The sequence below is a fragment of the uncultured Microbulbifer sp. genome (assembly GCF_947504145.1).
Taxonomy (GTDB): domain Bacteria; phylum Pseudomonadota; class Gammaproteobacteria; order Pseudomonadales; family Cellvibrionaceae; genus Microbulbifer.
In genome coordinates, this window is the sequence record NZ_CANNGQ010000003.1 from 340,605 (window position 1) to 364,141 (window position 23,537).

Here is a 23,537-nt window from a genome sequence, read left to right on the forward strand (position 1 = left end):
TAAAAATTGTACTTTTTTCCTAGTTTTTCATGACTTCCCTCCTATAGCGTCCCCCCGCCCGAGCAACAACACTCAATAACAAGATGATCGTTTTTTGAACTTAACGGTTACTTTTCAGGCTCTCACGGAGAGCCAACCCCCGAATAGCAGGACTTATCCACAGCCCCATTCGAGCGCATTCAGTCGAGTTACCGCTGCGCACGGACTATTCGGGAAGCAAGGCACACGGGTAACGAAGCTCTGTAAGAGGTGGACACAACCCCACCCCCTTCAGCTTCTCCCCCACCAGATATGGTGCTTTATCACTGCGCCATAAATGATCAGTATCCCCCGCGGGGCTGGTCGTATTAACGTCCGAAGTAAAGGAGCAACTCATGAAGACGTTTTCCCCTATCGCTGCCGCCGTTCTGCTGGCTGTAAGTGGATCCGCTTTCGCTGCAAACAATACCGCCATCCTGACTCAGGTGGGTGTTGGCAACAATGCAACCGCTGACCAGACTGGCCCAACTACTGATGACAACGTCATTGTTCAAACTCAAGGCGGGTTCTTCAACCAAGCGTACGCTGAGCAAGACGGCGAAACCGGCAGCCTGATCACCCAAACCCAACTGGGTGCGGTAAACGGTGCTTACTCACTGCAGACCGGTGGTACTGGTAACGTAGCCGCTACCTTCCAGGTAGGTGCAGCCAACGGTGCAGCCACCATTCAGGCGGTATCTGCAGCAACTTCCGCCTCTGTTGTTCAAGCAGGTTTCCTGAACCAGGCGTTCTCCCTGCAACTCCTGAGTGCATTGAGCTCAACTTCTATCACCCAGGTTGGTATCGCCAACACCGCATCTGCAGTACAGGTACTGAGCTTGCTGTCTTCTTCCGACATCAACCAGCTGGGTATCGCGAACAACGCGAACTCCTTCCAGGTTGGTATCCTGAACAGCTCCAGCATGAACCAAGTTGGCATTGCTAACGACGCGGATACCCGTCAAATCGGTATCCTCAACGACGCCGACATTCTGCAAGTAGGCCTGGCCAACGAAGCGGATATTTCTCAGTTGGGTCTGGGCAACTCTGGCACCACTGTACAGGTTGGTCTGTTCAACGACAGCTACATCGGTCAAGTCGGTGTTGGCCTGACTGCTACTACCGCTCAGCTGGGTGGCTTCAACAATGTGCTCGTGGGCCAGATCGGTCTGGGTGACACTGCTACAGCTCTGCAAGTTGGTTTTGGCAACAACGGCGTTATCCTGCAGTAATCCTGCGATTATGCATCGAGAAAAGGGTGGCCTATCCGGCCGCCCTTTTTTCAAGCCAATTATCAGCTCGCCAATTCACCTATTTCAAAATTTCTTTCGTAGTTTTGAAATGAAGGAGTTACCGTGAAATATCTCTTTCCTTTCAGTGCTCTCGCCCTGCTCGCGCTCAGTAGTGCCACGTGGGCTGACAACAACACCGCAATCCTGATTCAAACCGGTAACGGTAACAACGCCGTCATTGATCAGACCGCAATGGATGGAAGCTATATCATCAAGATTCAACAAGGTGCCCTCAATGAGAGCAGCACACAAGTTGGATCTTTTGGTGGCCAGATTCACCACGAGCAAATCGGCCTGTTCAACAGTGCCTTTTCATTACAGCTCGGTGGGGAAGGCAATAGCAGCACTATTTACCAGGCTGGCCAGGACAATTGGGGAAGCACGTTCCAAGTGGACGCCGTCGACAGTGACGCTTTTATATCTCAAGTCGGCACCAGCAACACCGCCAATATATTTCAGTTTGGTGGGAGCGGTAACCTGGCAACCATTACCCAGTTTGGCAGTCTGCATAATGGCCTAATCGGCCAGTACGGAGCCACTGACTCCGATGCGCACATTTTACAATTTGGCACCGCTCAGGTTGCTTCCATTTCCCAGGTGGGAACGGGTCACGCATCCTCGATTACACAAAGTGGCATTGCCAACTCAGCACATAATGTGCAATTTGGTCAGTACAACAATTCCGACATCGTGCAAAGCGGCATAGGAAACGTTGCGTTCGTATCACAGACGTCGAGCTTCAACGCCTCATTGGTTACTCAGGATGGCATCGGCAACAATGCGATGGTATTACAAGAGGGCGTTCTTGGTGGGAACTCTGCGATTGTGAGCCAGCAAGGCATTCTCAACCAGGCTTATGTCAGGCAGTCTTCCGGGTCAAATTCCGCAATCGTTTCGCAGACGGGTGTGGGCAACGAGGCGAACGTACTGCAGTAGTTTTCCTCACAGCAAAAATAAAAATGGCGGCCATTGGCCGCCATTTTTATTTTCTCGAACATTCAAATGTGCTTTACGGTGTCAATTTCATATTCCACGGCACCGGAAGGAGTATTGACCACGGCGATATCTCCCTCTTCTTTACCAATCAGCGCGCGAGCAATCGGTGAATTCACCGAGATTTTTTTCTTCTTCACATCGGCTTCGTCATCACCCACGATTTTGTAGGTCACTTCCGAATCGTCTTCCATGTGAATAATGGTAACGGTAGTACCGAAAATCACTTTGCCGGATGGCTCGATGGCTTTGACATCAATCACCTGAGCCATGGACAGCTTGGCTTCAATTTCCTGAAGCCGGCCTTCGATAAAACCCTGCTTCTCGCGGGCAGCGTGGTACTCGGCATTTTCTTTCAGATCGCCGTGCTCGCGGGCTTCGGCAATGGCCTGGACTACTGCCGGGCGCTGTACTTTTTTCAGATCATCCAGCTCGGCGCGCAGGGCTTCGGCGCCCTCTACAGTCATAGGTACTCGGTTCACAGGAACCTCCAGAATTTCAATATTTCGCTGTAAATTGCGATGTTATTTACAGTATTTCTTTAACGAAAAAGCTCCACCGGGTGGCGGAGCTTTCGAAAATGGCCGCCCTTGCGGGCCACCGGTATTTACGGTCGATCAGTTCTGCAAGCGCACTACCCGCTGGTGCAGTTCCTGCAGGCTGCGCACCTTGTGCGGCTCGGCAATCTGCATGGCCATCGCCATGGCACGGGCTGCGGCCAGGGTGGTGGTGTAACAAACCTGATGGTTCTCGGCACTGCGACGGATGTCCGCAGAATCGCGAATGGCCTGGCGGCCCTCTGTGGTGTTCACCACCAGGGCGATCTCGTCGTTTTTGATCATATCGACGATATGCGGGCGCCCTTCGCTCATCTTGTTTACCGTTTTAACGGGAATATCCGCTTCTTGCAAGACCCTGGCGGTACCACGTGTCGCCACCAGCTCGAAGCCGAGACCGGCCAGCTCGCGGGCCACGTCCACCACACCGGGCTTGTCCACATCCCGCACGGAGATAAACACCTTGCCAGATTCCGGCAGGGCGTCGCCGGCGCCGATCAGGCCCTTGTCGAAGGCTTCGGCGAAGGTTTCGCCCACGCCCATGACTTCGCCGGTGGATTTCATTTCCGGGCCGAGAATCGGGTCCACTTTCGGGAACTTGTTGAACGGGAATACCGACTCTTTGACGGAGTAGTAGTCCGGCACAATTTCCGTGGTAAAGCCCTGCTCTTTCAGGCTGATACCTGCCTGACAGCGCGCAGCAATCTTGGCCAGGGAGGTGCCGATGCACTTGGACACAAACGGCACCGTACGGGACGCACGCGGGTTCACTTCGATCACGTAGATCTCGCCGTCCTGATAGGCCAGCTGGGTGTTCATCAGCCCCACCACGCCGAGTTCACGGGCCATGGCCTTGACCTCTTCGCGCATCTTGTCCTGCACGTCCGCCGGCAGGCTGTATGGCGGCAGGGAGCAGGCGGAGTCACCGGAGTGTACGCCACACTGTTCAATATGCTGCATGATCGCGCCGATCACCACGTCCTGGCCGTCGGATACCGCGTCAATATCCACTTCGATGGCCGAGTGCAGGAAGTGATCCAGCAGTACCGGCGCCTCGTCGGACACCTCCACCGCTTCCTTCATGTAATTTTTGAGCTCGTCTTCTTTGTAGACGATCTCCATGGCTCGGCCACCCAGTACGTAGGATGGGCGAACCACCAGCGGGTAACCCACTTCCTTGGCCTTCTGGATAGCTTCGTACTCGGAGCGCACGATGGCATTCTGCGGCTGTTTGAGGCCCAGGCGCATGATCATTTGCTGGAAACGCTCGCGATCTTCCGCGCGGTCGATCTGCTCCGGGGTGGTACCAATGATCGGCACCCCTTCGTTGGCCAGGTAGCGCGCCAGATTCAGCGGTGTCTGGCCACCAAACTGCACAATTACCCCTACCGGGTTTTCCTTGCGCACAATTTCCAACACGTCTTCCAGGGTTACCGGCTCGAAGTAGAGACGGTCGGAAGTGTCGTAGTCGGTGGAAACTGTCTCGGGGTTACAGTTGACCATAATGGTCTCGTAACCGTCTTCACGCATGGCGAGCGCGGCGTGTACACAGCAGTAGTCGAACTCGATGCCCTGACCGATACGGTTGGGACCACCACCGAGTACCATGATTTTCTTGTTGTCCGTCGGCTCCGCTTCGCACTCCTCGTCATAGGTGGAGTACATGTAAGCGGTGCTGGTGGCGAATTCTGCCGCACAGGTATCCACGCGCTTGTACGCGGGGAATACACCCATTTTATGGCGGAATTCACGCACGGTTTTCTGGCTCACGCCCAACAGATCGGCGAGACGCTTGTCGGAGAAACCCTTGCGCTTCAGGAAGCGCATGGTCTCGGCGTTCAGGGCCGAGGTGGGCATAGACTTCAGCGGCTCTTCGATATCCATCAGGTCCTTGATCTGTACCAGGAACCAGGGGTCGATACCGGACAGCTCGTAGACTTCGTCGATGCTCATGCCCATACGGAAGGCGTCGCCCACATACCAGATGCGCTCGGCACCGGGCACGGACAGTTCGCGGCGCAGGTGCTCCATGGAGCCCACTTCCGCCGGGTCCAGTTTCGGCTCGAAACCGAAAGAGCCCACTTCCAGGCCGCGCAGAGCTTTCTGCAGGGACTCTTGGAAATTCCGGCCAATGGCCATGACTTCACCCACAGATTTCATCTGGGTGGTCAGGCGCGCATCCGCTTCGCCAAACTTCTCGAAGGTGAAGCGAGGAATCTTGGTTACGACATAGTCGATAGACGGCTCGAAGGACGCCGGGGTAGCACCGCCGGTAATATCGTTCTGCAGCTCGTCGAGGGTATAGCCCACCGCCAGCTTGGCGGCGACCTTGGCAATCGGGAAGCCGGTGGCCTTGGAGGCCAGGGCGGAAGAGCGGGATACCCGCGGGTTCATCTCGATGATCACCATTCGGCCGGTTTTCGGGTCCATACCGAACTGCACGTTGGAACCGCCGGTTTCCACACCGATCTCACGCAATACCGCGATGGACGCGTTGCGCATCAGCTGGTATTCCTTGTCGGTGAGGGTCTGTGCCGGAGCCACGGTGATGGAGTCACCGGTGTGCACGCCCATTGGATCGAAGTTTTCAATGGCACACACGATGATGCAGTTGTCGTTTTTGTCACGCACAACTTCCATCTCGTACTCTTTCCAGCCGAGCAGGGATTCGTCGATCAGCAGTTCATTGGTCGGGGACAGGTCGAGACCGCGCTTGCAGATTTCCTCAAACTCCGGCCAGTTGTAAGCCACACCGCCGCCGGAACCGCCCATGGTGAAAGAGGGGCGGATGATGACCGGGAAACCGAACAGTTCCGGTACCTTTTTCGCCTCATCCATAGTGTGAACGATCTTGGCGCGCGGCGTTTCCAGGCCGATGGACTTCATCGCCTTATCGAACAGGTCGCGGTCTTCCGCTTTTTCGATGGCGTTTTTGTCGGCACCGATCAGCTCACAGCCGAACTCTTTCAGGACGCCATGCTTGTCCAGGTCCAGGGCACAGTTGAGCGCGGTCTGGCCGCCCATGGTGGGCAGAATCGCGTCCGGGCGCTCCTTCTCGATGATCTTGGCGACCGTCTTCCACTCCACCGGCTCGATGTAGGTGGCGTCCGCCATGGACGGGTCCGTCATGATGGTGGCCGGATTGGAGTTTACCAGGATCACCCGGAAACCCTCTTCGCGCAGCGCCTTGCAGGCCTGTGCGCCGGAGTAGTCAAATTCACAGGCCTGACCGATGACGATGGGGCCTGCGCCGATGATCAGAATACTTTTAATGTCTGTGCGTTTTGGCATCTTTCTTCCGTATCTAGCCGGCCGTAGCCGGTGGATAAAATTCTGGTCTTCGTTTCCGTGGACCGCCGCTTAGCGGCGCGCGTCCATCATCTCGATAAACTGGTCGAACAGCGGTGCCACATCGTGGGGACCGGGGCTGGCTTCCGGGTGACCCTGGAAGCTGAACGCCGGCTTGTCCTTCAGGCGGATGCCTTGAAGCGTACCGTCGAACAGGGACTTGTGGGTGATTTCCACATTGTCGGGCAGCGTATCTGCGTCCACCGCAAAACCGTGGTTCTGCGCAGTGATCATCACCTTGGTGGAGTTCAGGTCCTGCACCGGATGGTTGCCGCCGTGATGGCCGAACTTCATCTTCGCGGACTTGGCGCCTACCGCCAGGCCCAGCAGCTGGTGACCCAGGCAGATACCGTAGGTGGGCAGACCGGTATCGAGAATTTCCCGGATTGCCTTGATGGCGTAATCGCAGGGCTCTGGGTCGCCGGGGCCGTTGGACAGGAATACGCCGTCCGGATTCATCGCCAGCACTTCAGAAGCCGGCGTCTCTGCCGGTACCACGGTGATGTTGCAACCGCGATCCACCAGCATGCGCAGGATATTGCGCTTCACACCGAAGTCGTAGGCCACAACTTTGTAGGGCTGTGCCGCCGGTGCCGGCTTGTGGCCCTGACCGAGCACCCAGGTACCCTCGTTGAAGTCATACTGCTCTTTGGTAGAAACCACCTTCGCGAGGTCCATGCCTTTGAGGCCGGCAAATTCCTGGGCCTTCTTCAGGGCCTCCGCTTCGGCTGCACTGTCGCCAGCAACACTGTCGCCCGCAAGAATGCACCCACTCTGAGCGCCTTTGTCGCGCAGAATGCGGGTCAGGCGGCGGGTGTCGATATCCGCGATGCCGACAATGTTGCGCGCCTTGAGGTAATCCTCAAGAGACTGCTCACTGCGGAAGCTGGAGGCCATCAGTGGCAGGTCGCGAATCACCAGTCCAGCGGACCAGATCTCGGCGCACTCTTCGTCTTCCGAGTTGGTGCCGGTGTTGCCAATATGCGGGTAAGTCAGGGTAACAATCTGACGGGCGTAAGACGGGTCTGTCAGGATCTCCTGATAACCGGTCATGGAAGTGTTGAAGACTACCTCACCTACGGTTGTGCCTTCGGCGCCAATGGCGCGACCGCGAAAGACACTACCATCGGCGAGCACCAGCAGTGCCGGGGTGGTGCTGGGCATCAGGGATTCCGGCGTGGGAACAGCGTTGTTCAATTCAATCTCCAATCGTCAGAACAGCTTCCGGGCAGGGTGAGAGGGTGCGCTGTTAAGGGGCGCAACCAGTGCAGTTTCAGGTGCAACGTTTTACCGGAGGCCTTTTATAAAAAAGCGAGATGAAACTTCTGCTTCATCTCGCCTTTTTATTAGGTTATTCACGGTCGGCTCACTGAGGCTTTCACCTGGGCTCTCACTGTGTGGCCGGCAGCCGATTAAGGGGGCTGAGTGGCGGGATATCCGCCTTTTCCGGCACTTTTTCATGACTTGGAAGCCACGGGCCCTGCGATCTTTTCTGGAGAAAATGTCATCTCCAGCAGCGCGGGCGTCTATGGTGGGACCTTTCCAAGCCGGGCGCAGATTCTACGGGAAAGCGCCGCCGATCGCCAGTACAAATTTGCGCCATCTGCGGAAGATGGCGCCCGGGGATTCGGGGGAGAGAGGTAGAGGAAAGACCGCCAACGGGGGAGACCGGCGAAAGAAGCGAGGGCCCGGGAAAACACAGGAGGGATGACACAGAAACGAACGGCGTCCCCTGCCCAGCTGCTGACTCGCTAGTTCACCTGGCGGCTCAGCCGGAACAGGCTGTTGCCCATTTTCAGCTCAGCCCTGTCCAGGCGGGTTTTATTCAACTGCAACGCCATACTGGCGCCACTGACGGCAAACTCAACCATTCCGCCGAGAACCGCAAACCGGTGCACATCGCTGACCGTCAGTACCGGAAAGAACTCCAGCGCGCCAACGGCTTCGGCCATACGCTCGGCCTCCATATCCCCCATCACCACTATCTGGCAGCTGCGTGCGCGCAACATTTCACCGTCATTGACCCGCTCCAGCTCGACCATACGCCCCTGAACACGGTGCCGGTGCAACCGGGCAGTCAGCGGCGCCACCAGCTCATCCCCACCCATCACACAAATCCGGAAGGGCGCGCCGGTACCGCTGAACACTTCGATGGGCCACTGCAGGTGGTGCGCGAAGTGCACGATATAGTCCACCATCACCTTGCGCCCCAAGTCGGTATCCGACAGGTGCTCGCTGGCCTCCGCGCGCGCGGAGGCGCCCATCAGTAACAAGCAAGGCAGCAACAGGAAAGGTAACGAAAGGCTGAAAAAAAAGCGCTTTGGACGGTGCGCGGCGCGGCTTACACCCGCAGGGCGGTAAGCGGCAGAACAAGAGGAAACTGACTTCGACATCTTCAAGGGTCACCGGCGCGCTGGGGAAACCGCCCGCGGCGCAGAAACACCTCGAATAATACGATGTTCGGCAAAGATGCCGCGGGGCTACCACAAGGTTAGTACCGGGCCCCTGCCGCCACCAATGGTGAGCGGCAGGGGCGCGCCAGAATATGCCGCGAGCCCGGCGGCTCACTCCGCGGCGAAACTCACTCGGCGGTTTCGACCTCCTCCCCGCCAATGGCCGGGCGCCACTTCAGCGCCTTTTCGATCGCCATGATCATGGAGCCCGCCACATCCTTGCGGGTGGCGCTCTCGATACCCTCGAGCCCCGGAGAAGAATTCACTTCCAGCAGCAGGGGCCCCTTCTTCGAGCGGATAATGTCCACGCCCGCCACTTTCAGACCCAGCACCTTGGCCGCCTTGATCGCCAGCTTGCGCTCTTCCGGCAGGATTTTCACCACGGATGCCGTGCCGCCCTGGTGGATGTTGGCGCGAAATTCGCCCGGCGCAGCTTCCCGCTGGATCGCCGCGAACACCTTGCCGTCCACCACAAACAGGCGCAAATCCTTACCCTGGGCCTCGCGGATAAACTCCTGCACCAGCAGGTTCACTTTCAGTGACTTGAACGCATTGATCACCGACTCCGCCGCCTTGCGGGTTTCTGCCAGCACCACGCCGCGCCCCTGCGTCCCCTCGAGCAGCTTCACAATCAGCGGGGCACCGCCCACCATCTCGATCAACTCGTTGGTATCCATGGGCGAGTTGGCAAACCCGGAGATGGGAATATTCAACCCGCCCTCCTGCAGCAACTGCAGGGAGTAAAGTTTGTCGCGAGACTGGCTGATGGCGGCAGCCCCGTTTAGTGCATACACCCCCATGCTTTCAAAGTGGCGAGTCAGGGCGCAGCCGTAAAACGTCATACTCGGGCGGATACGCGGAATAATGGCATCCAGGTTGTTGAGCACACGCCCATCCCGGTAGTGGACTTCCGGGTCTGCGGAATCCAGCTTCATATAGCACTGGCGAATATTCAGGAAGGTCATACGGTGACCGCGCTCGGCACCGGCTTCCATAATCCGCTGATTGCTGTACAGGTCCGGATTGGACGCCAGCACACCAATGCGCAGTCCCGTGCCCGCCATATGGTGCTCGTCGTGGTAGAGCTCCTCCAGCTGACTGGGCGGCATTTCGCCGAGGCAGAAACTCTCAGAGGGGTCCACCAGCATACGGCCCATCATCGCCTCGCGACCCAGCAGCATACGGTAGCCCATGGAGTCGCGGTTGGTCAGGGTGAGTTCGATGTCCCACACGCTGCCGCCGATGCTGATCGCGGTTTTGATCACCAACCGCTTTTCCGCGTCGCCTGAGGAGCTGCGGATGGTTCGTCGATCCAGCACCCGAGCCTCACAGCGCACCCGCGGACGACGCAGGTTCTGTAGCGGGTGCGCCTCAAAGCTCACCCAGGGCTCGCCACCGCGGTTGAATTGCTGGATGTTATACGCATGCAGACAAGAGGTTTTAGCTCCGGAGTCCACCCGCGCCTTGATCGCCGGAATACCCAATCCGGGAAAGGCACACCACTCTTCGCTGCCGACGATGATTTTCTTATCCAAGCAAATAGCTCCTTAAAAAAGATGGCCCGATTTATTTCAGTGCCAGTACGTCGCGCATATCGTATTGTCCCGCTGCGCGATCAGTTAACCAGGTTGCCGCGCGCACCGCGCCACGGGCAAATGCCAGCCGGCTGCTGGCCTTGTGGGTGATTTCAATCCGCTCGCCATCGGCGAGGAAAGACACCGTGTGCTCTCCCACCACATCACCGCCGCGCACAGTGGCAAACCCGATGGTTTCCCGCTCCCGCGCGCCGGTCTGCCCCTCGCGGCCATACACCGCCACTTTGGACAGGTCCCGCCCGAGGGTATCAGCGATAACCTCGCCCATGCTGAGCGCGGTCCCGGAAGGCGCGTCGACTTTGTGGCGGTGGTGGGCCTCGACGATCTCGATATCCACGTCGTCCCCCAGCACCCGGGCCGCGGTTTCCAGTAAGTTAAAGCACAGGTTTACGCCAGTGGAAAAATTGGTCGCAAAACACAACGGTGTCTTGTCACCAGCGCTCAGCATCTGCGCCTTCTGATCCGCGGTGAAGCCGGTGGTTCCAATCACAATGGCCTTGCCGTGCTCGGCACAGTAGGCGGCGTTCTCCAGGGTAGCCAGAGGGGCGGTAAAATCGATCAGCACGTCGAATTCGGCCTGTTCCAGGCTGTCGACAACGGGCAGGCCATTGCGGCCAAGGCCCGCCACCTCTCCCGCGTCCGCGCCAACAAGACTCGACCCGGGACGCACAATGGCGCCGCTGAGGTGGGCCTTCCCATCCTGCTCGGCGTAGGCCACGGCTTCTGCCAGCACCCGGCCCATACGACCGCTAAAACCTGTGATTGCAATATTTACTGCCATGACCCCTGACTCTCCTGTTCTGCGACCGGGCCGATGCCCGAACTGACGAAAGCCGCGGATTCTACCCCGGTTTGCACCGGCGGCAATACCATTGCGACCCCGCGGTCCGCGCCCCTCCAACATAACAGACCACTGACTGCCGAGTATGCCTTGCGACGCCGAATTCCTTGACTAGGCTTTTAATAGCCTGTTGTTTGGAGCGCCAATGATGTCTTTCGAAAGCCGCAATCCGTTCTGGTCTTCTTTCTCCGCCGCCCTTCTGGCAATTCTGCTTTCATCACTACTGTCGTTTCCCAGCCATGCATCGGACAGCAAACTCGGAACCATGGACGACTTCTGGGAGAAATACGACGATATTGCGGACTGGGTGACCCTGCGCCTGAAACTGTCACCGGAGCAGGAAGACGAGGCCCTGCCGCTGATGGAAACGAACTTTGAACTGCAGATGGCGATCATGAAGGAGTACGGAATTGAGCCGGGAAAAAAGGTGCCCAAATTGACGAAGGCGCAAAAAGAAGAGATCGATGCAAAAATAATTGCGGTCCGTGCCGCTACGCGAACGGAAATGGTTAAAGTTCTCAATGATAAGCAGCTGGAAGAGCTGAAGAAGATCCAGCGGGAGTATCATCAGGAACTCCGGGAAGCGCTGGCTAGAAACTAAACTCGAGAAAGACAAAACAGGGGCACGGCTGCGCCCCCGCAAACGAAAAATCAACCGCTGATCAGGCCGAGTAATTCTTCGGTCTTGGCCTTCATAAGGGCTTCATCCCCGCGGGATTCCACATTCAGGCGCACCACCGGCTCAGTATTGGACATACGCAGGTTGAAACGCCAATCGTCAAACGCAACACTGAGGCCGTCCACATGCTCGACGCTGTTGGCATCCGCCGCATATTTTGCTTCCGCCGCCTGCAGTAACGCCTTCGGATCTTCCACTTTGGAATTAATCTCACCGCTGCACGGGAAAGCGGCCATGCGTTCGCCCACCAGTTTCGACAGCGGCTTGCCGCTGCGGCTCACCAGCTCTGCCACCAGCAACCAGGGAATCATGCCGCTGTCACAGTAGGCAAAGTCGCGGAAATAATGGTGCGCACTCATCTCGCCACCATAAATCGCGTCTTCTTTGCGCATGCGCTCTTTGATGAACGCGTGGCCGGTTTTACTCTGTACCGGCTCACCGCCCGCCGCTTTTACGATATCTTCGGTATTCCAGGTCAGGCGCGGGTCGTGGACCACATTGGCACCCGGGTGCTTGACCAGAAAGGCCTCGGCCAGCAGACCCACCACGTAATACCCCTCGATAAACTCTCCGTTTTCGTCGAAGAAGAAGCAGCGGTCAAAGTCACCATCCCAGGCGATACCGAAATCGGCACCACTTTCTCGCACGGCTGCCGAAGTAGACTCGCGGTTTTCCGTCAGAATCGGATTGGGGATACCGTTGGGGAAATTACCGTCGGGCTCGTGGTGTACCCGCACAAATTCAAACGGCAAGCTCGGTGCCAGTGCGTCCACAACGGAGCCCGCACCGCCATTGCCGGCATTGACTACCAGCTTCAGTGGCTTCAGCTCGGAAACATCCACATAGCCCAGCAGGTGTTTTACAAAGTCTTCGCGGTGGGCAAAGGTACTCAGGTCACCGCGTTTTTCCACCGCGGCAAAATTGTTGTCTTCCGCCAGTTTTTTGATGTCCAGCAAGCCGGTATCGCCACTAATCGGACGGCTGCCGGCGCGCACGAATTTCATGCCGTTGTAGTCCATCGGATTGTGGCTGGCGGTGACACAGATACCGCCATCAAAATCGCCGTGGAAAGTGGAGAAATAAATCTCTTCAGTTCCACATTCGCCAATATGAAACACATCCGCACCGGCATCGCGCAGGCCGTTGGCCAGAGCATCCGTGAGCTCGGCACTGGTGAGGCGAATATCGTGCCCGACCACCACGCGGCGCGCGTCCAGAAACTGGGCAAAGGCGCGGCCCACACGGTAGGCCACATCGGTATTCAATTCATCGGGCACACGGCCGCGCAAATCATAGGCTTTAAAACAGGTTAATTCAGACATCTCAGCCCTTCTCCCCGGGTAAATAAATATTCTTGTAAACGTGATTGGTGGCTTCGATAAAGCCGTCGACGGAACCGCAATCGAAACGGCGCCCCTTGAATCGATAGGCCAGAACGCAGCCGCGCTTGGCCTGGGTAAGCAGCGCATCGGTAATCTGCACCTCACCGTTCTTGCCTGGCGGGGTTTCGCGGATCAGATCGAAAATATCCGGGGTCAGAATATAGCGACCAATGATCGCCATATTGCTCGGCGCATCTTCGGCACTGGGCTTTTCCACCATATCCGTGACCTGGAACAGGTCCGGCTTGATTTCATTGCCGGCGATCACGCCGAACTTGTGGATCTGCTCTTTCGGCACTTCTTCAACCGCGACAATACTGCAGCGGAACTGTTTATACAGCTGCACCATCTGGCCCAGAACACCGACCTCTTCGTTCAGACAGAGGTCGTCCGCCAGTACTACGGCAAAAGCTTCATCGCCGATGAGACGCTGCCCCTGGAGGATGGCATCCCCCAGCCCGCGCATCTCGCCCTGACGGGTATAGGAGAAGCTGGCGCTGTCGATAACCTGGCGCACACAGTCCAGGTAGCGCTCTTTGCCGGTACCTGCAATCTGCTGCTCCAGCTCGAAGTTGGTATCGAAGTGGTCTTCAATGGCACGCTTGCCACGCCCCGTCACAAACCCAATCTCGGTGAGGCCCGCCTCGATGGCTTCCTCCACCCCATATTGCACCAGTGGTTTGTTGACCAGCGGCAACATTTCCTTGGGCATCGCCTTGGTTGCCGGCAGGAAGCGGGTTCCATAGCCCGCCACCGGGAAAAGACATTTTTTGAGCATTGCTCCCCCTCATTAGAATACGGCTCCGGCGCGGCCCTGCGCCGAATTTCGGCAAGTTATCACAAAAGTATGGCAAGAATCAGTCCAGCTTTGCTGCGACAACCCGAGCGCCCCGGGGCCACTGGCTTCGGGGGCCGCACCGAGGTCAAGGGCAAATTAGGACAGCTCCAGTCACAAAAAGGGTTATGACCGACTGGACAAGCTATGCTTAGCCCTTAGAATGCCGGCTCGTGTAAAGAATGCCCAGAATCGGGGACCCAATGAGTAATTTCGTTCAAAAAAGCAGCTACACCCGTGAAGAACTCCTGGAATGCGGCCAGGGCAAGATGTTCGGACCGGGCAATGCGCAGCTGCCCGCTCCCAACATGCTGATGCTGGATCGCATCACCCATATTGCCAAAGAAGGCGGGGAATTCGGCAAAGGGGAGCTGATTGCCGAACTGGATATCACGCCAGACCTGTGGTTTTTTGACTGCCACTTCCCCGGCGACCCGGTCATGCCAGGCTGCCTTGGCCTCGACGCCATGTGGCAGCTGCTGGGCTACTTCCTGGCCTGGAAAGGGAACCCCGGCCGCGGCCGCGCCCTGGGCTGTGGTGAAGTGAAATTCACCGGCCAGATCCTGCCCACCAACAAAAAAGTCACTTACCATATCCAGATGAGCCGCCTGGTTGAGCGCAAACTGGTGATGGGTATTGGCAATGGCTCCGTGTCTGTAGACGGCCGCGAGATCTACACCGCCAAAGACCTGCGCGTGGGCCTGTTTACCCGCACTGACAACTTTTGATCGGTCTGCGTGTCGGAAAGGGGCTGATACGGTGAAACCCCGTATTCAAACCGCCTGACACGCAAACACCGACGCACAATCACTGTCACATAAAAGAATAACAATTCACTCTACAAGTTTTACTGGAGATCACTATGCGCCGTGTAGCCATTACCGGAATGGGCATTACTTCCTGCATCGGCAATAACACCCAGGAAGTGCTCGCCTCCCTGAAAGAAGGCCGCAGCGGCATTCGCTACATGGACGAATACGCCGAGCTGGGTCTGCGCAGCCAGATCGCCGGTGTAGTCGATATCGACATCAAGGAACATATCGACCGCAAGCATCTGCGTTTTATGGGCGACTCCGCGGCCTACGCGTACATTTCCATGGCCGAAGCCATCGCGATGTCCGGCCTGGAAGAATCGGATGTATCCAACCCCCGCACCGGCCTGGTGATGGGTTCCGGTGGCACCTCCACCGCGGCCATCATCGAGTCTGCGAACATCCTGAAAACCAAAGGCGTGCGCCGTGTAGGTGCCTTCCGGGTACCACAGGTCATGGGCAGCACCGTGTCCGCGTGCCTGGCCACCCCATTCAAGATCAAGGGTGTGAACTACTCCATCTCTTCCGCCTGCGCCACTTCCGCACACTGCATCGGCAACGGTGCGGAACTGATCCAGATGGGCAAGCAGGATGTGGTATTCGCCGGTGGCGGTGAAGAGCTGGCGTGGAGCCTGACCCACCTGTTTGACGCCATGGGCGCGCTGTCCTCCAAGTACAATGACACGCCCACAAGCGCATCCCGCCCTTACGACGCCAGCCGCGACGGCTTCGTGATCGCCGGTGGCGGCGGCTGTGTGGTGCTGGAAGAAATGGAGCACGCCAAAGCCCGCGGCGCCAACATTCTCGCGGAGCTGGTGGGCTACGGCGCAACCTCGGACGGTTACGATATGGTCGCCCCCAGCGGTGAAGGCGCTGCGCGCTGCATGCAGCAGGCATTGGCGGGTATGGACGGCAATGGTCTTGAGGGTGGTGTCGACTACATCAACACCCACGGCACCTCCACCCCGGTAGGCGACGTTGCCGAACTGCGCGCCATGAAAGAAGTGTTCGGAGACAAGGTACCGGCATTCGCCTCCACCAAGTCCCTCACCGGCCACTCCCTCGGCGCTGCTGGTGTACAGGAAGCCATCTACACCCTGCTGATGATGCAGAATGACTTTATCGCTGCCTCCGCCAATGTGGAGACTGTGGATGAAGCGGCAGAAGGTCTGGACCTGGTGACCGAGTTGCGCAAAACCGAAGTACGCCGCGCGCTCTCCAACAGTTTCGGCTTTGGCGGCACCAACGCCAGCCTGATTTTCGACAAGGTCTGACGGGTTACATCCGGCTGAATACCGGACACAAAAAAGGGCGAACCGCTATGCGGCTCGCCCTTTTTTATTTGCATTCAAAACTGGCCCGTCAAGCCTCCGGCTTCTGCAGCCGCTCTAACCACAACTCCACCTGCCGGGTAAGCCCCTGCCGCCAGCTGCGCTGCTGAATGCCAAACACATCCCGCAACCTTTCACCGCTCAGCACAAATGAACGATCTTCCGGTTCCGCATCCGGCGCCACCAGGTCAGCGGCAAAATCCTCGCCGTACAACGAGCGCACCCGGTCGACGACCTCGCGCCCGAAGTCCATCGCGGTACAGGTGTCCGCAGAGCCGTAGTGGTAGAGCCCGGATTTTGGGCCGCCACTGGCCAGCTGCTGGGCAACCGCCACCGTGACCCGCACCAGATCCGCCACCGTAACCGGGTTGCCTTTGCTGGTATCGTCAAGCACCACAGGCTTGCCATCCAGCAGGCTGCGTAGAATACGTCCAAGCAGTGCATCTTCGCTGCGATCAACCTGCCAGCCCAGACGCAGAATACTGGCATTCTCGGCAGTGGAGAGCATCTCTTCACAGGCAAGCCAGTCCCGACCTCTTTCCGAGGTGGGGGAAGGCTCTTCGTCTTCGTCGATTTTCTTGCGCCGGGCGCGGCCGAATACGCCGTAGGAGGAGAGGTGCAGCAACGCGGTATAGGGGAGCCCCTGTAGCGCTTCACACACTGCCCGGGCCTCGCTCATGCGCGCCCCGCCGCCACAGCTGGCGGCGTTGATCACAATGGTTCCAGAGCGCGCGGAAAACTGCTCTGCCGTGAGCTGCTCACGGCCAAGCAACTGCACCCGAAACCCCACCTTCTGCAGCCCCTTTTGCAGGGCGCTGTCGATGGCATTGCCGGCGCCGATCAAGGCGACGGTATCGGGCTGATACCCCGTGTGATGCATGGCGCGTGCGCTCCCGGGTCAGGTCCTCAGAAGGGGATGTCGTCGTCAAAGCTGTTGTCAAAACCACCGGCCGGCGGCTGGTTGCCGGCGGGCTTGTTCTGGGGCTGACCACCAGGCTGGTTGGCCGGTGCCATGGGAGACGGCGCGGAGCGGCCCTGGGCGTACTCGTCCTGGTATCCGCCCTGATCCTGCTGCTGAAAACCACCGCCCTGATTCTGCTGCTGGAAGCCGCCGCCCTGGTTTTGCTGGTAGCCGCCACCTTCACCGCCACGACTGTCGAGCATCTGCATTTCAGCAGCGACAATCTCGGTGGTGTAGCGGTCCTGCCCGGTGTTCTTGTCCTGCCACTTGCGGGTACGCAGGGCGCCTTCCAGGTAGACTTTACTGCCCTTGCGCAGGTACTCACCGGCAATCTCTGCCAGGCGGTTGAAGAACACCACGCGGTGCCACTCGGTGCGCTCCTGCTGCTGGCCGGTGTTCTTGTCTTTCCAGGTTTCGGAAGTGGCCACGGTGATATTGGTTACAGCACCGCCGCTGGGCATGTAGCGGGTCTCCGGGTCACCACCCAGGTTGCCCACAATAATTACTTTGTTCACGCCTCTGGAAGCCATGTGCCTCTCCTCTCTATCGGCCCCACCGGGTTCACACGGAAGGGCGCTCTATGTTCAAAAATAAGATGAAAAATGCTGACGGGATACGACCCGGGCTCAGAGCCCTGACGCGACCAACAGTGTATTTATATCCAGCAGCATACAACACTCGCCCGGGGGGCGTCACCGCTGGCGTATCGCCCCAATGGCGACCGGGGTTTTAGCCGCTGGCAAGTGGTACCTGGGTACCGCGCATCTGCCACCAGGCCAGAGACCAGAGCACCAGCACCCCCAGTGCCAGCGTGGCCACTGCACTGGCGCCGCCCTGCCCGTACACCACACCACCCAGGCTACCGCCGACAAAAGCACCGAGAAACTGCAGGGTCGCGTACAGGCCGGTTGCAGCACCGCGGCTTTCAGCGGGCGCCACCCGCGTCAGCTGAGAGGGTAACAATGCCTCCAGCAGGTTGAAGGCCAGAAAGAACAGCCCGAGACAGGCAACAATCCAGCCACCCTGTACCTGTGGCATCAGCGCCACGCCGCCAAAAACCAGCCCCAGCAACGCCAATCGCATGGCCGCGGACACCTTGTTACGCTTCTCCGCCACCCGCATCAGCGGCAACATCACAATGAAAGCGCCGAGCATCAACGGACCGTAAAGCTTCCAGTGCTGGTCGCTGGCGAGGTGTAGCTTGTCCACCAGCAGCAAGGGCAGCGGTACAAATAACATGGTCAGCAACAGGTGCAGGAAAAACACACCGCACACCAGTCGCCACACATCGCCCTGCGCCAGCAGTCGGGAGAAATCTCCCTTGCGCGGAGCGCGACGCGCGGACACTTGCGGATTCGGCACCAGCCGCCACACCAGCAGCATGCCCAGCAGTGCCAGCAGCGCGGTCAGCCAGAAAATCGCCGACAGACCACCAAACCCGGCTACCAGCGGGCCGAGTACCACCGCCAGCACAAAGGCTACTCCGATAGACGCGCCGATCACCGCCATCGCCTTACCGCGGTTTTCATCGCGGGTAAGATCCGCCGCCAGCGCCATAGTGGCCGCGGCGATTGCCCCGGCCCCTTGCAGCACACGCCCGCCAATCAGCCCGTAAACCGAATCGGTCAACGCCGCCACCACCGAGCCCGCGGCAAATACCGCAAGGCCGAGAAAGATTACCGGCTTCCGCCCCCAGCGATCACTGAGCACCCCCATGGGAATCTGCAGAATGGCCTGGCTCAGGCCATAGGCGCCCAGTGCCAATCCCAGCAGTGCCGGCGTGCTGCCGCTGTAATCGGTGCCGTACAGGGACAGCACCGGCAGCACCATAAACAGGCCCAGCATGCGAAAAACATAGAGGGAGGCGAGGCCGGCGAGCGCGCGGCGTTCAGTGAGGTTCATTCAATATTCCGGACACAGCGAAAAAACGGCCGCATTGTAACAGCGCAGGCAACGGAGGTTGATCCCCCGTCACCTAACAGCAAGATAGTGCAATTCTATCGAAACCAGGGTTTCAATTGCGGCCGTACTGATCCTCGATACGCACGATGTCGTCTTCGCCCAGGTAACTGCCAGACTGCACCTCGATCAATTCGAGCGGGATGGTGCCGGGGTTTTCCAGGCGGTGGACAACCCCCAGTGGGATGAAGGTGGATTCATTTTCCGTGAGCAGGATCTGATCGTCACCGCGGGTCACTTTGGCGGTACCGCGTACCACAATCCAGTGCTCGGCGCGGTGGTGGTGCATCTGTAGGGAAAGCTGACAGCCAGGTTTGACCACGATGCGCTTGACCTGAAAGCGGGGCCCCGCGTCGATGGAGTCGTAGTAACCCCAGGGGCGAAACACCTTGCGGTGATTTTCCGCTTCGCTGCGATCGCTCTGCTTGAGGCGCTGTACCAGGGTTTTCACCTCCTGCACCCGGCTCTTGTCGGCCACCATCAATGCATCGTCGGTATCCACCACCACCAGATCCTGCACACCGAGAATACCTACAAGGCGGTCGCCGCCGTGTACCAGGCAGCCCGAGGAGCCTTCGGCCATGACGTCACCGCGCAGCAGGTTGTCGTTCTCGTCGCGCTCGGCCAGCTCCCACAGTGCGGACCAGGAGCCCACATCGCTCCAGCCAGCCTGCATGGGCACCACGGCTGCGGATTCCGTCTTTTCCATCACCGCGTAATCCACGGAATCCGACGGGCAGCGGCTGAAGGCTTCGGCATCGATACGGGTAAAGTCGAGATCCCGCGCGGCGCCGGCAAAGGCCGTGCGGCAGGCTTCCAGCATATCCGGGGAGTGCTGCGCCAGCTCTTCCAGGTAGCGCGATGCGCGGAACAGGAACATGCCGCTGTTCCAGTTGTACTCGCCACTGGCCAAATAGGCTTCTGCAGTCACCAGATCCGGCTTTTCCACAAACTCGGCCACTTTCCAGCCTTCGGCCACGGCGTCACCGCTGCGGATATAGCCGTAACCGGTCTCCGGACTGGTGGGCACGATACCGAAGGTCACCAGATGACCGCTCTCCGCCAGCGCAGTCGCGGCCGTCACCGCCTTGCGGAAGCCCTCGGCGTCGGCGACCACATGGTCTGCCGGTAGCACCAGCAACAGCGGATCACCGCCCTGCTCAACAGCCGCCAGAGCCGCGAGGGCGATGGCCGGGGCGGTATTGCGCGCGCAGGGCTCCAGCAGGATGGCCTGGGCCGCGCGTTCCACCTCCTGCAGCTGCTCTGCTGCAGCAAAGCGGTGGTTCTCGTTACACACAAGTATCGGTGCCTGTACGCCCGCCAAGCCGTCGAGCCGCAGGGCGGTGGCCTGCAGCATGGTCTGGTTGCCAGCAAGGGGCAGAAACTGCTTGGGGTATGCTTCGCGGGACAGCGGCCACAGGCGCGAGCCGGTGCCACCGCAGAGAATGACAGGGATCATGATTTCCGTATCCACACTAGGTTATTCATTCAGGGGTATTCATTCGAGATTATTCCCTGTAAAAGGGCGCCCAGCATTTTCGCACACTGGCGCGCCAGATTATACTTGACTGTTTTCCCCCGCCCGGTCCAGTTCAGGGCCAGGCCAGCAACACAACAGGACGCCCAGTGGACACGATTTACGTCAGAGGTGCGCGCACCCACAACCTCAAGAATATCGATCTGGATATTCCCCGCGACAAGCTGATCGTGATTACCGGCCTGTCGGGCTCTGGTAAGTCCTCACTCGCGTTCGACACCCTCTACGCCGAGGGGCAGCGCCGCTATGTGGAATCGCTGTCCACCTACGCACGGCAGTTCCTGTCGATGATGGAGAAACCGGACGTCGACACCGTGGAGGGCCTGTCACCGGCCATCTCCATCGAGCAGAAGTCCACCTCCCACAACCCCCGCTCCACTGTGGGCACCATCACCGAGATCTACGACTACCTGCGGCTGCTGTTTGCCCGCGTGGGCGAGCCCCGTTGTCCGGACCACCACGAGCCACTGCAGGCCCAGACCGTAAGCCAGATGGTGGACCAGGTGCTGGCACTGCCGGAGGGCAGCAAGATCATGCTGCTGGCGCCGGTGATCCGTGACCGCAAAGGCGAGCATGTACATGTATTCGAACAGTTGCGCCGCGACGGCTTCGTCCGCGCGCGCATCGACGGCACCGTGTGCGACCTGGACGACACTCCCAAACTGGATAAACGCAAGAAGCATACCGTCGAGGTGGTGGTGGACCGCTTCAAGGTCCGCGACGACCTGCAGCTGCGCCTCGCAGAATCCTTCGAGACCGCACTGAACCTCACCGACGGCATCGCCGCCATCAGCTATATGGACGGCAAAAAGGAGGATCACCTGTTCTCCGCCCGCCACGCCTGCCCGGTATGTGATTACTCACTGGACGAGCTGGAACCGCGGCTGTTCTCATTCAACAACCCCGCCGGTGCCTGCCCCGCCTGTGATGGCCTGGGCGTGAAGCAGTTCTTCGATGAGGACAAGGTGATTCTGGATGCCGAGAGCAGCATCTCCGAGGGCGCCATCCGCGGCTGGGACCGCCGCAACATCTACTACTACCACATGCTGGACTCGCTGGCGGAGCACTACGACTTTGACCTGGACAAGCCGTGGAAGAAGCTGCGCAAGCGCGACCGGGAAGTAATCCTGCACGGCAGTGGCGACACCTCCATCGACTTCAGCTATGTGAACGACCGCGGCGATGTCACCATCCGCCGCCATACCTTCGAGGGCATCATCCCCAATTTCCAGCGCCGCTACCGGGACACCGAGTCCCAGTCCGTACGCGAAGAGCTGGCAAAATACCTGAGCACCCAGAAATGTCCGGACTGCAGTGGTACCCGTCTGCGCCGGGAAGCGCGCAACGTGTTTGTGGACAACCAGACACTCTCCCAGATCACCGAACTGCCGGTAGGCGATGCGTTTGAATACTTCGCCCACCAGCTGAAATTCAAGGGCGCACAGAAAGAGATCGCGGACAAAATCCTGAAGGAGCTGCGCGATCGCTTCCGCTTCCTGGTGGACGTGGGCCTGAACTACCTGACCCTGAACCGCAGCGCCGAGACCCTGTCCGGCGGTGAGGCCCAGCGCATCCGTCTCGCCAGCCAGATTGGCGCCGGACTTGTGGGGGTTATGTACATTCTCGACGAACCCTCTATCGGTCTGCACCAGCGGGATAACGAGCGCCTGCTGAATACCCTCACCCACCTGCGGGATATCGGCAACACGGTGATCGTGGTGGAACACGACGAGGACGCAATCCGCGCGGCAGACTTTATTGTGGATATCGGCCCCGGTGCTGGCGTGCACGGTGGCGAGGTGGTGGTGGCCGGCACCCATGAAGAAATCGCCGCTTGCGACCGCTCACTCACCGGCCAGTACCTGTCCGGCGTCAAGGAGATCAAGATTCCGGATCAGCGGATTCCCGCCCCCGGAGAAGTACTTCGGATCGAGGGTGCCACCGGTAATAACCTGAAAGGTGTCGACCTGGAAATTCCGGTAGGACTGTTTACCTGTGTCACGGGTGTTTCCGGCTCCGGCAAGTCCACCCTGATCAACGCCACCCTGCATCCGCTGGCGGCCACCGCACTGAACAAAGCCACCACACTGAAAGCAGCACCGCACAAGGCCATTGAGGGGCTGGATTATTTCGACAAGTGCGTGGACATCGACCAGAGCCCCATCGGCCGCACCCCGCGCTCCAACCCCGCCACCTACACCGGCATCTTTACCCCGATTCGCGAACTCTTCTCCGGTACCCAGGAAGCGCGCTCCCGGGGCTACAAGCCCGGGCGTTTCAGCTTCAACGTAAAAGGCGGCCGCTGCGAGGCCTGCCAGGGGGATGGGGTGATCAAGGTGGAGATGCACTTCCTGCCGGACGTGTACGTGCCCTGTGACACCTGCAAGGGCAAACGCTACAACCGCGAAACCCTCGAGGTGCACTACAAGGGCAAAAATATTCACGAGGTGCTGGAAATGACCGTGGAAGACGCGCGGGAGTTTTTCGACCCGGTGCCCTCCATCGCCAAGAAACTGCAGACGCTGATGGATGTGGGGCTGTCGTATATCAAACTCGGTCAGGCGGCCACCACTCTGTCCGGTGGTGAGGCGCAGCGGGTAAAGCTTTCCCGCGAGCTGTCCAAGCGCGATACCGGCCAGACCCTGTATATTCTCGATGAGCCCACCACTGGCCTGCACTTCGCCGATATCCAGTTGTTGCTGGATGTACTGCACCGCCTGCGCGACCACGGGAATACCATTGTGGTAATCGAGCACAACCTGGACGTGATCAAAACCGCGGACTGGATTGTAGATCTCGGCCCGGAGGGCGGCTCCGGCGGCGGCGAGATTATTGCCACAGGCACACCGGAACAGGTGGCGAAGGTAAAAGGTTCGCACACCGGGCGATTCCTCAAGCCCATGCTCAAGCGCTGATTTTTCAACAGTCCTGTAGAGCGCAAAAA

The 23,537-nt window shown here is 58.9% G+C and carries 18 protein-coding genes and 1 pseudogene; 6 read left to right on the forward strand and 13 right to left on the reverse strand.

Going from position 1 to position 23,537, the window contains the following annotated elements:
• Window positions 1-374 precede the first annotated feature (374 nt).
• Both Q1A74_RS12120 and Q1A74_RS12125 read left to right on the forward strand, forming a co-directional pair.
• The gene (locus Q1A74_RS12120) at window positions 375-1,250 is read left to right on the forward strand and encodes a hypothetical protein (protein WP_299596192.1); all 876 of its coding nucleotides are present in this window, start codon (window positions 375-377) and stop codon (window positions 1,248-1,250) included.
• A gap of 123 nt (window positions 1,251-1,373) precedes the next feature.
• Window positions 1,374-2,246 carry a hypothetical protein gene (locus Q1A74_RS12125; protein ID WP_299596195.1) on the forward strand — a complete coding sequence of 291 codons (873 nt, stop codon included), beginning with the start codon at window positions 1,374-1,376 and terminating at the stop codon, window positions 2,244-2,246.
• A gap of 62 nt (window positions 2,247-2,308) precedes the next feature.
• Here the strand turns inward: Q1A74_RS12125 and greA are convergent, their stop codons facing one another.
• From greA to dapB, 7 genes and pseudogenes are all read right to left on the reverse strand, one after another.
• On the reverse strand, window positions 2,309-2,785 hold the full coding sequence (gene greA / locus Q1A74_RS12130) for a transcription elongation factor GreA (RefSeq protein WP_299596199.1): 477 nt from the start codon (window positions 2,783-2,785) through the stop codon (window positions 2,309-2,311).
• A gap of 135 nt (window positions 2,786-2,920) precedes the next feature.
• Window positions 2,921-6,151, reverse strand: coding sequence for a carbamoyl-phosphate synthase large subunit (carB, locus tag Q1A74_RS12135; protein ID WP_299596202.1), 3,231 nt, complete (start codon window positions 6,149-6,151; stop codon window positions 2,921-2,923).
• A 69-nt stretch (window positions 6,152-6,220) separates the two neighbouring features.
• Complete coding sequence (gene carA / locus Q1A74_RS12140; RefSeq protein ID WP_299596989.1) at window positions 6,221-7,372, reverse strand: glutamine-hydrolyzing carbamoyl-phosphate synthase small subunit; 1,152 nt, start codon at window positions 7,370-7,372, stop codon at window positions 6,221-6,223.
• Between the two features lie 587 nt (window positions 7,373-7,959).
• Window positions 7,960-8,601, reverse strand: a complete 642-nt coding sequence (locus Q1A74_RS12145) for a YfiR family protein (protein ID WP_299596205.1) — start codon at window positions 8,599-8,601, stop codon at window positions 7,960-7,962.
• A 188-nt stretch (window positions 8,602-8,789) separates the two neighbouring features.
• Entirely contained in the window at window positions 8,790-9,710 is a 921-nt protein-coding gene (gene rimK, locus Q1A74_RS12150; protein ID WP_299596991.1) for a 30S ribosomal protein S6--L-glutamate ligase, read from the reverse strand.
• An 84-nt stretch (window positions 9,711-9,794) separates the two neighbouring features.
• Window positions 9,795-10,196, reverse strand: a pseudogene (locus tag Q1A74_RS12155) (ATP-dependent zinc protease); the annotation flags it as partial.
• 31 nt (window positions 10,197-10,227) lie between these two features.
• The gene (gene dapB, locus Q1A74_RS12160) at window positions 10,228-11,037 is read right to left on the reverse strand and encodes a 4-hydroxy-tetrahydrodipicolinate reductase (RefSeq protein ID WP_299596208.1); all 810 of its coding nucleotides are present in this window, start codon (window positions 11,035-11,037) and stop codon (window positions 10,228-10,230) included.
• Window positions 11,038-11,242: 205 nt separating this feature from the next.
• On the opposite strand from dapB, the gene Q1A74_RS12165 reads away from it, so the two are divergent.
• Window positions 11,243-11,698, forward strand: coding sequence for a hypothetical protein (locus Q1A74_RS12165; protein ID WP_299596211.1), 456 nt, complete (start codon window positions 11,243-11,245; stop codon window positions 11,696-11,698).
• A gap of 50 nt (window positions 11,699-11,748) precedes the next feature.
• Here Q1A74_RS12165 and Q1A74_RS12170 read toward each other — a convergent pair whose 3' ends face one another.
• Window positions 11,749-13,098: a phosphomannomutase gene (locus Q1A74_RS12170; RefSeq protein WP_299596214.1), complete on the reverse strand. Its 1,350-nt coding sequence runs from the start codon at window positions 13,096-13,098 to the stop codon at window positions 11,749-11,751.
• Between the two features lies 1 nt (window position 13,099).
• The gene (gene galU / locus Q1A74_RS12175; RefSeq protein WP_299596217.1) at window positions 13,100-13,936 is read right to left on the reverse strand and encodes a UTP--glucose-1-phosphate uridylyltransferase GalU; all 837 of its coding nucleotides are present in this window, start codon (window positions 13,934-13,936) and stop codon (window positions 13,100-13,102) included.
• A 260-nt stretch (window positions 13,937-14,196) separates the two neighbouring features.
• On the opposite strand from galU, the gene fabA reads away from it, so the two are divergent.
• Together fabA and fabB are read left to right on the forward strand one after the other, a co-directional pair.
• A complete protein-coding gene (gene fabA / locus Q1A74_RS12180; protein WP_299596220.1) occupies window positions 14,197-14,721 on the forward strand; it encodes a 3-hydroxyacyl-[acyl-carrier-protein] dehydratase FabA in 525 nt (174 codons plus the stop codon).
• 134 nt (window positions 14,722-14,855) lie between these two features.
• Window positions 14,856-16,079, forward strand: a complete 1,224-nt coding sequence (gene fabB / locus Q1A74_RS12185; protein WP_299596222.1) for a beta-ketoacyl-ACP synthase I — start codon at window positions 14,856-14,858, stop codon at window positions 16,077-16,079.
• Window positions 16,080-16,167: 88 nt separating this feature from the next.
• On the opposite strand, the gene Q1A74_RS12190 is transcribed toward fabB, so the two are convergent.
• From Q1A74_RS12190 to Q1A74_RS12205, 4 genes are all read right to left on the reverse strand, one after another.
• A complete protein-coding gene (locus tag Q1A74_RS12190; protein ID WP_299596225.1) occupies window positions 16,168-17,016 on the reverse strand; it encodes a sugar nucleotide-binding protein in 849 nt (282 codons plus the stop codon).
• Window positions 17,017-17,042: 26 nt separating this feature from the next.
• Window positions 17,043-17,627, reverse strand: coding sequence for a single-stranded DNA-binding protein (gene ssb / locus Q1A74_RS12195; RefSeq protein WP_299596228.1), 585 nt, complete (start codon window positions 17,625-17,627; stop codon window positions 17,043-17,045).
• A gap of 199 nt (window positions 17,628-17,826) precedes the next feature.
• Window positions 17,827-18,999, reverse strand: coding sequence for an MFS transporter (locus Q1A74_RS12200; protein WP_299596230.1), 1,173 nt, complete (start codon window positions 18,997-18,999; stop codon window positions 17,827-17,829).
• 112 nt (window positions 19,000-19,111) lie between these two features.
• Window positions 19,112-20,515: a mannose-1-phosphate guanylyltransferase/mannose-6-phosphate isomerase gene (locus Q1A74_RS12205; RefSeq protein WP_367275392.1), complete on the reverse strand. Its 1,404-nt coding sequence runs from the start codon at window positions 20,513-20,515 to the stop codon at window positions 19,112-19,114.
• A 167-nt stretch (window positions 20,516-20,682) separates the two neighbouring features.
• On the opposite strand from Q1A74_RS12205, the gene uvrA reads away from it, so the two are divergent.
• Entirely contained in the window at window positions 20,683-23,508 is a 2,826-nt protein-coding gene (uvrA, locus tag Q1A74_RS12210) for an excinuclease ABC subunit UvrA (protein WP_299596233.1), read from the forward strand.
• The last annotated feature ends 29 nt before the right edge of the window (window positions 23,509-23,537 follow it).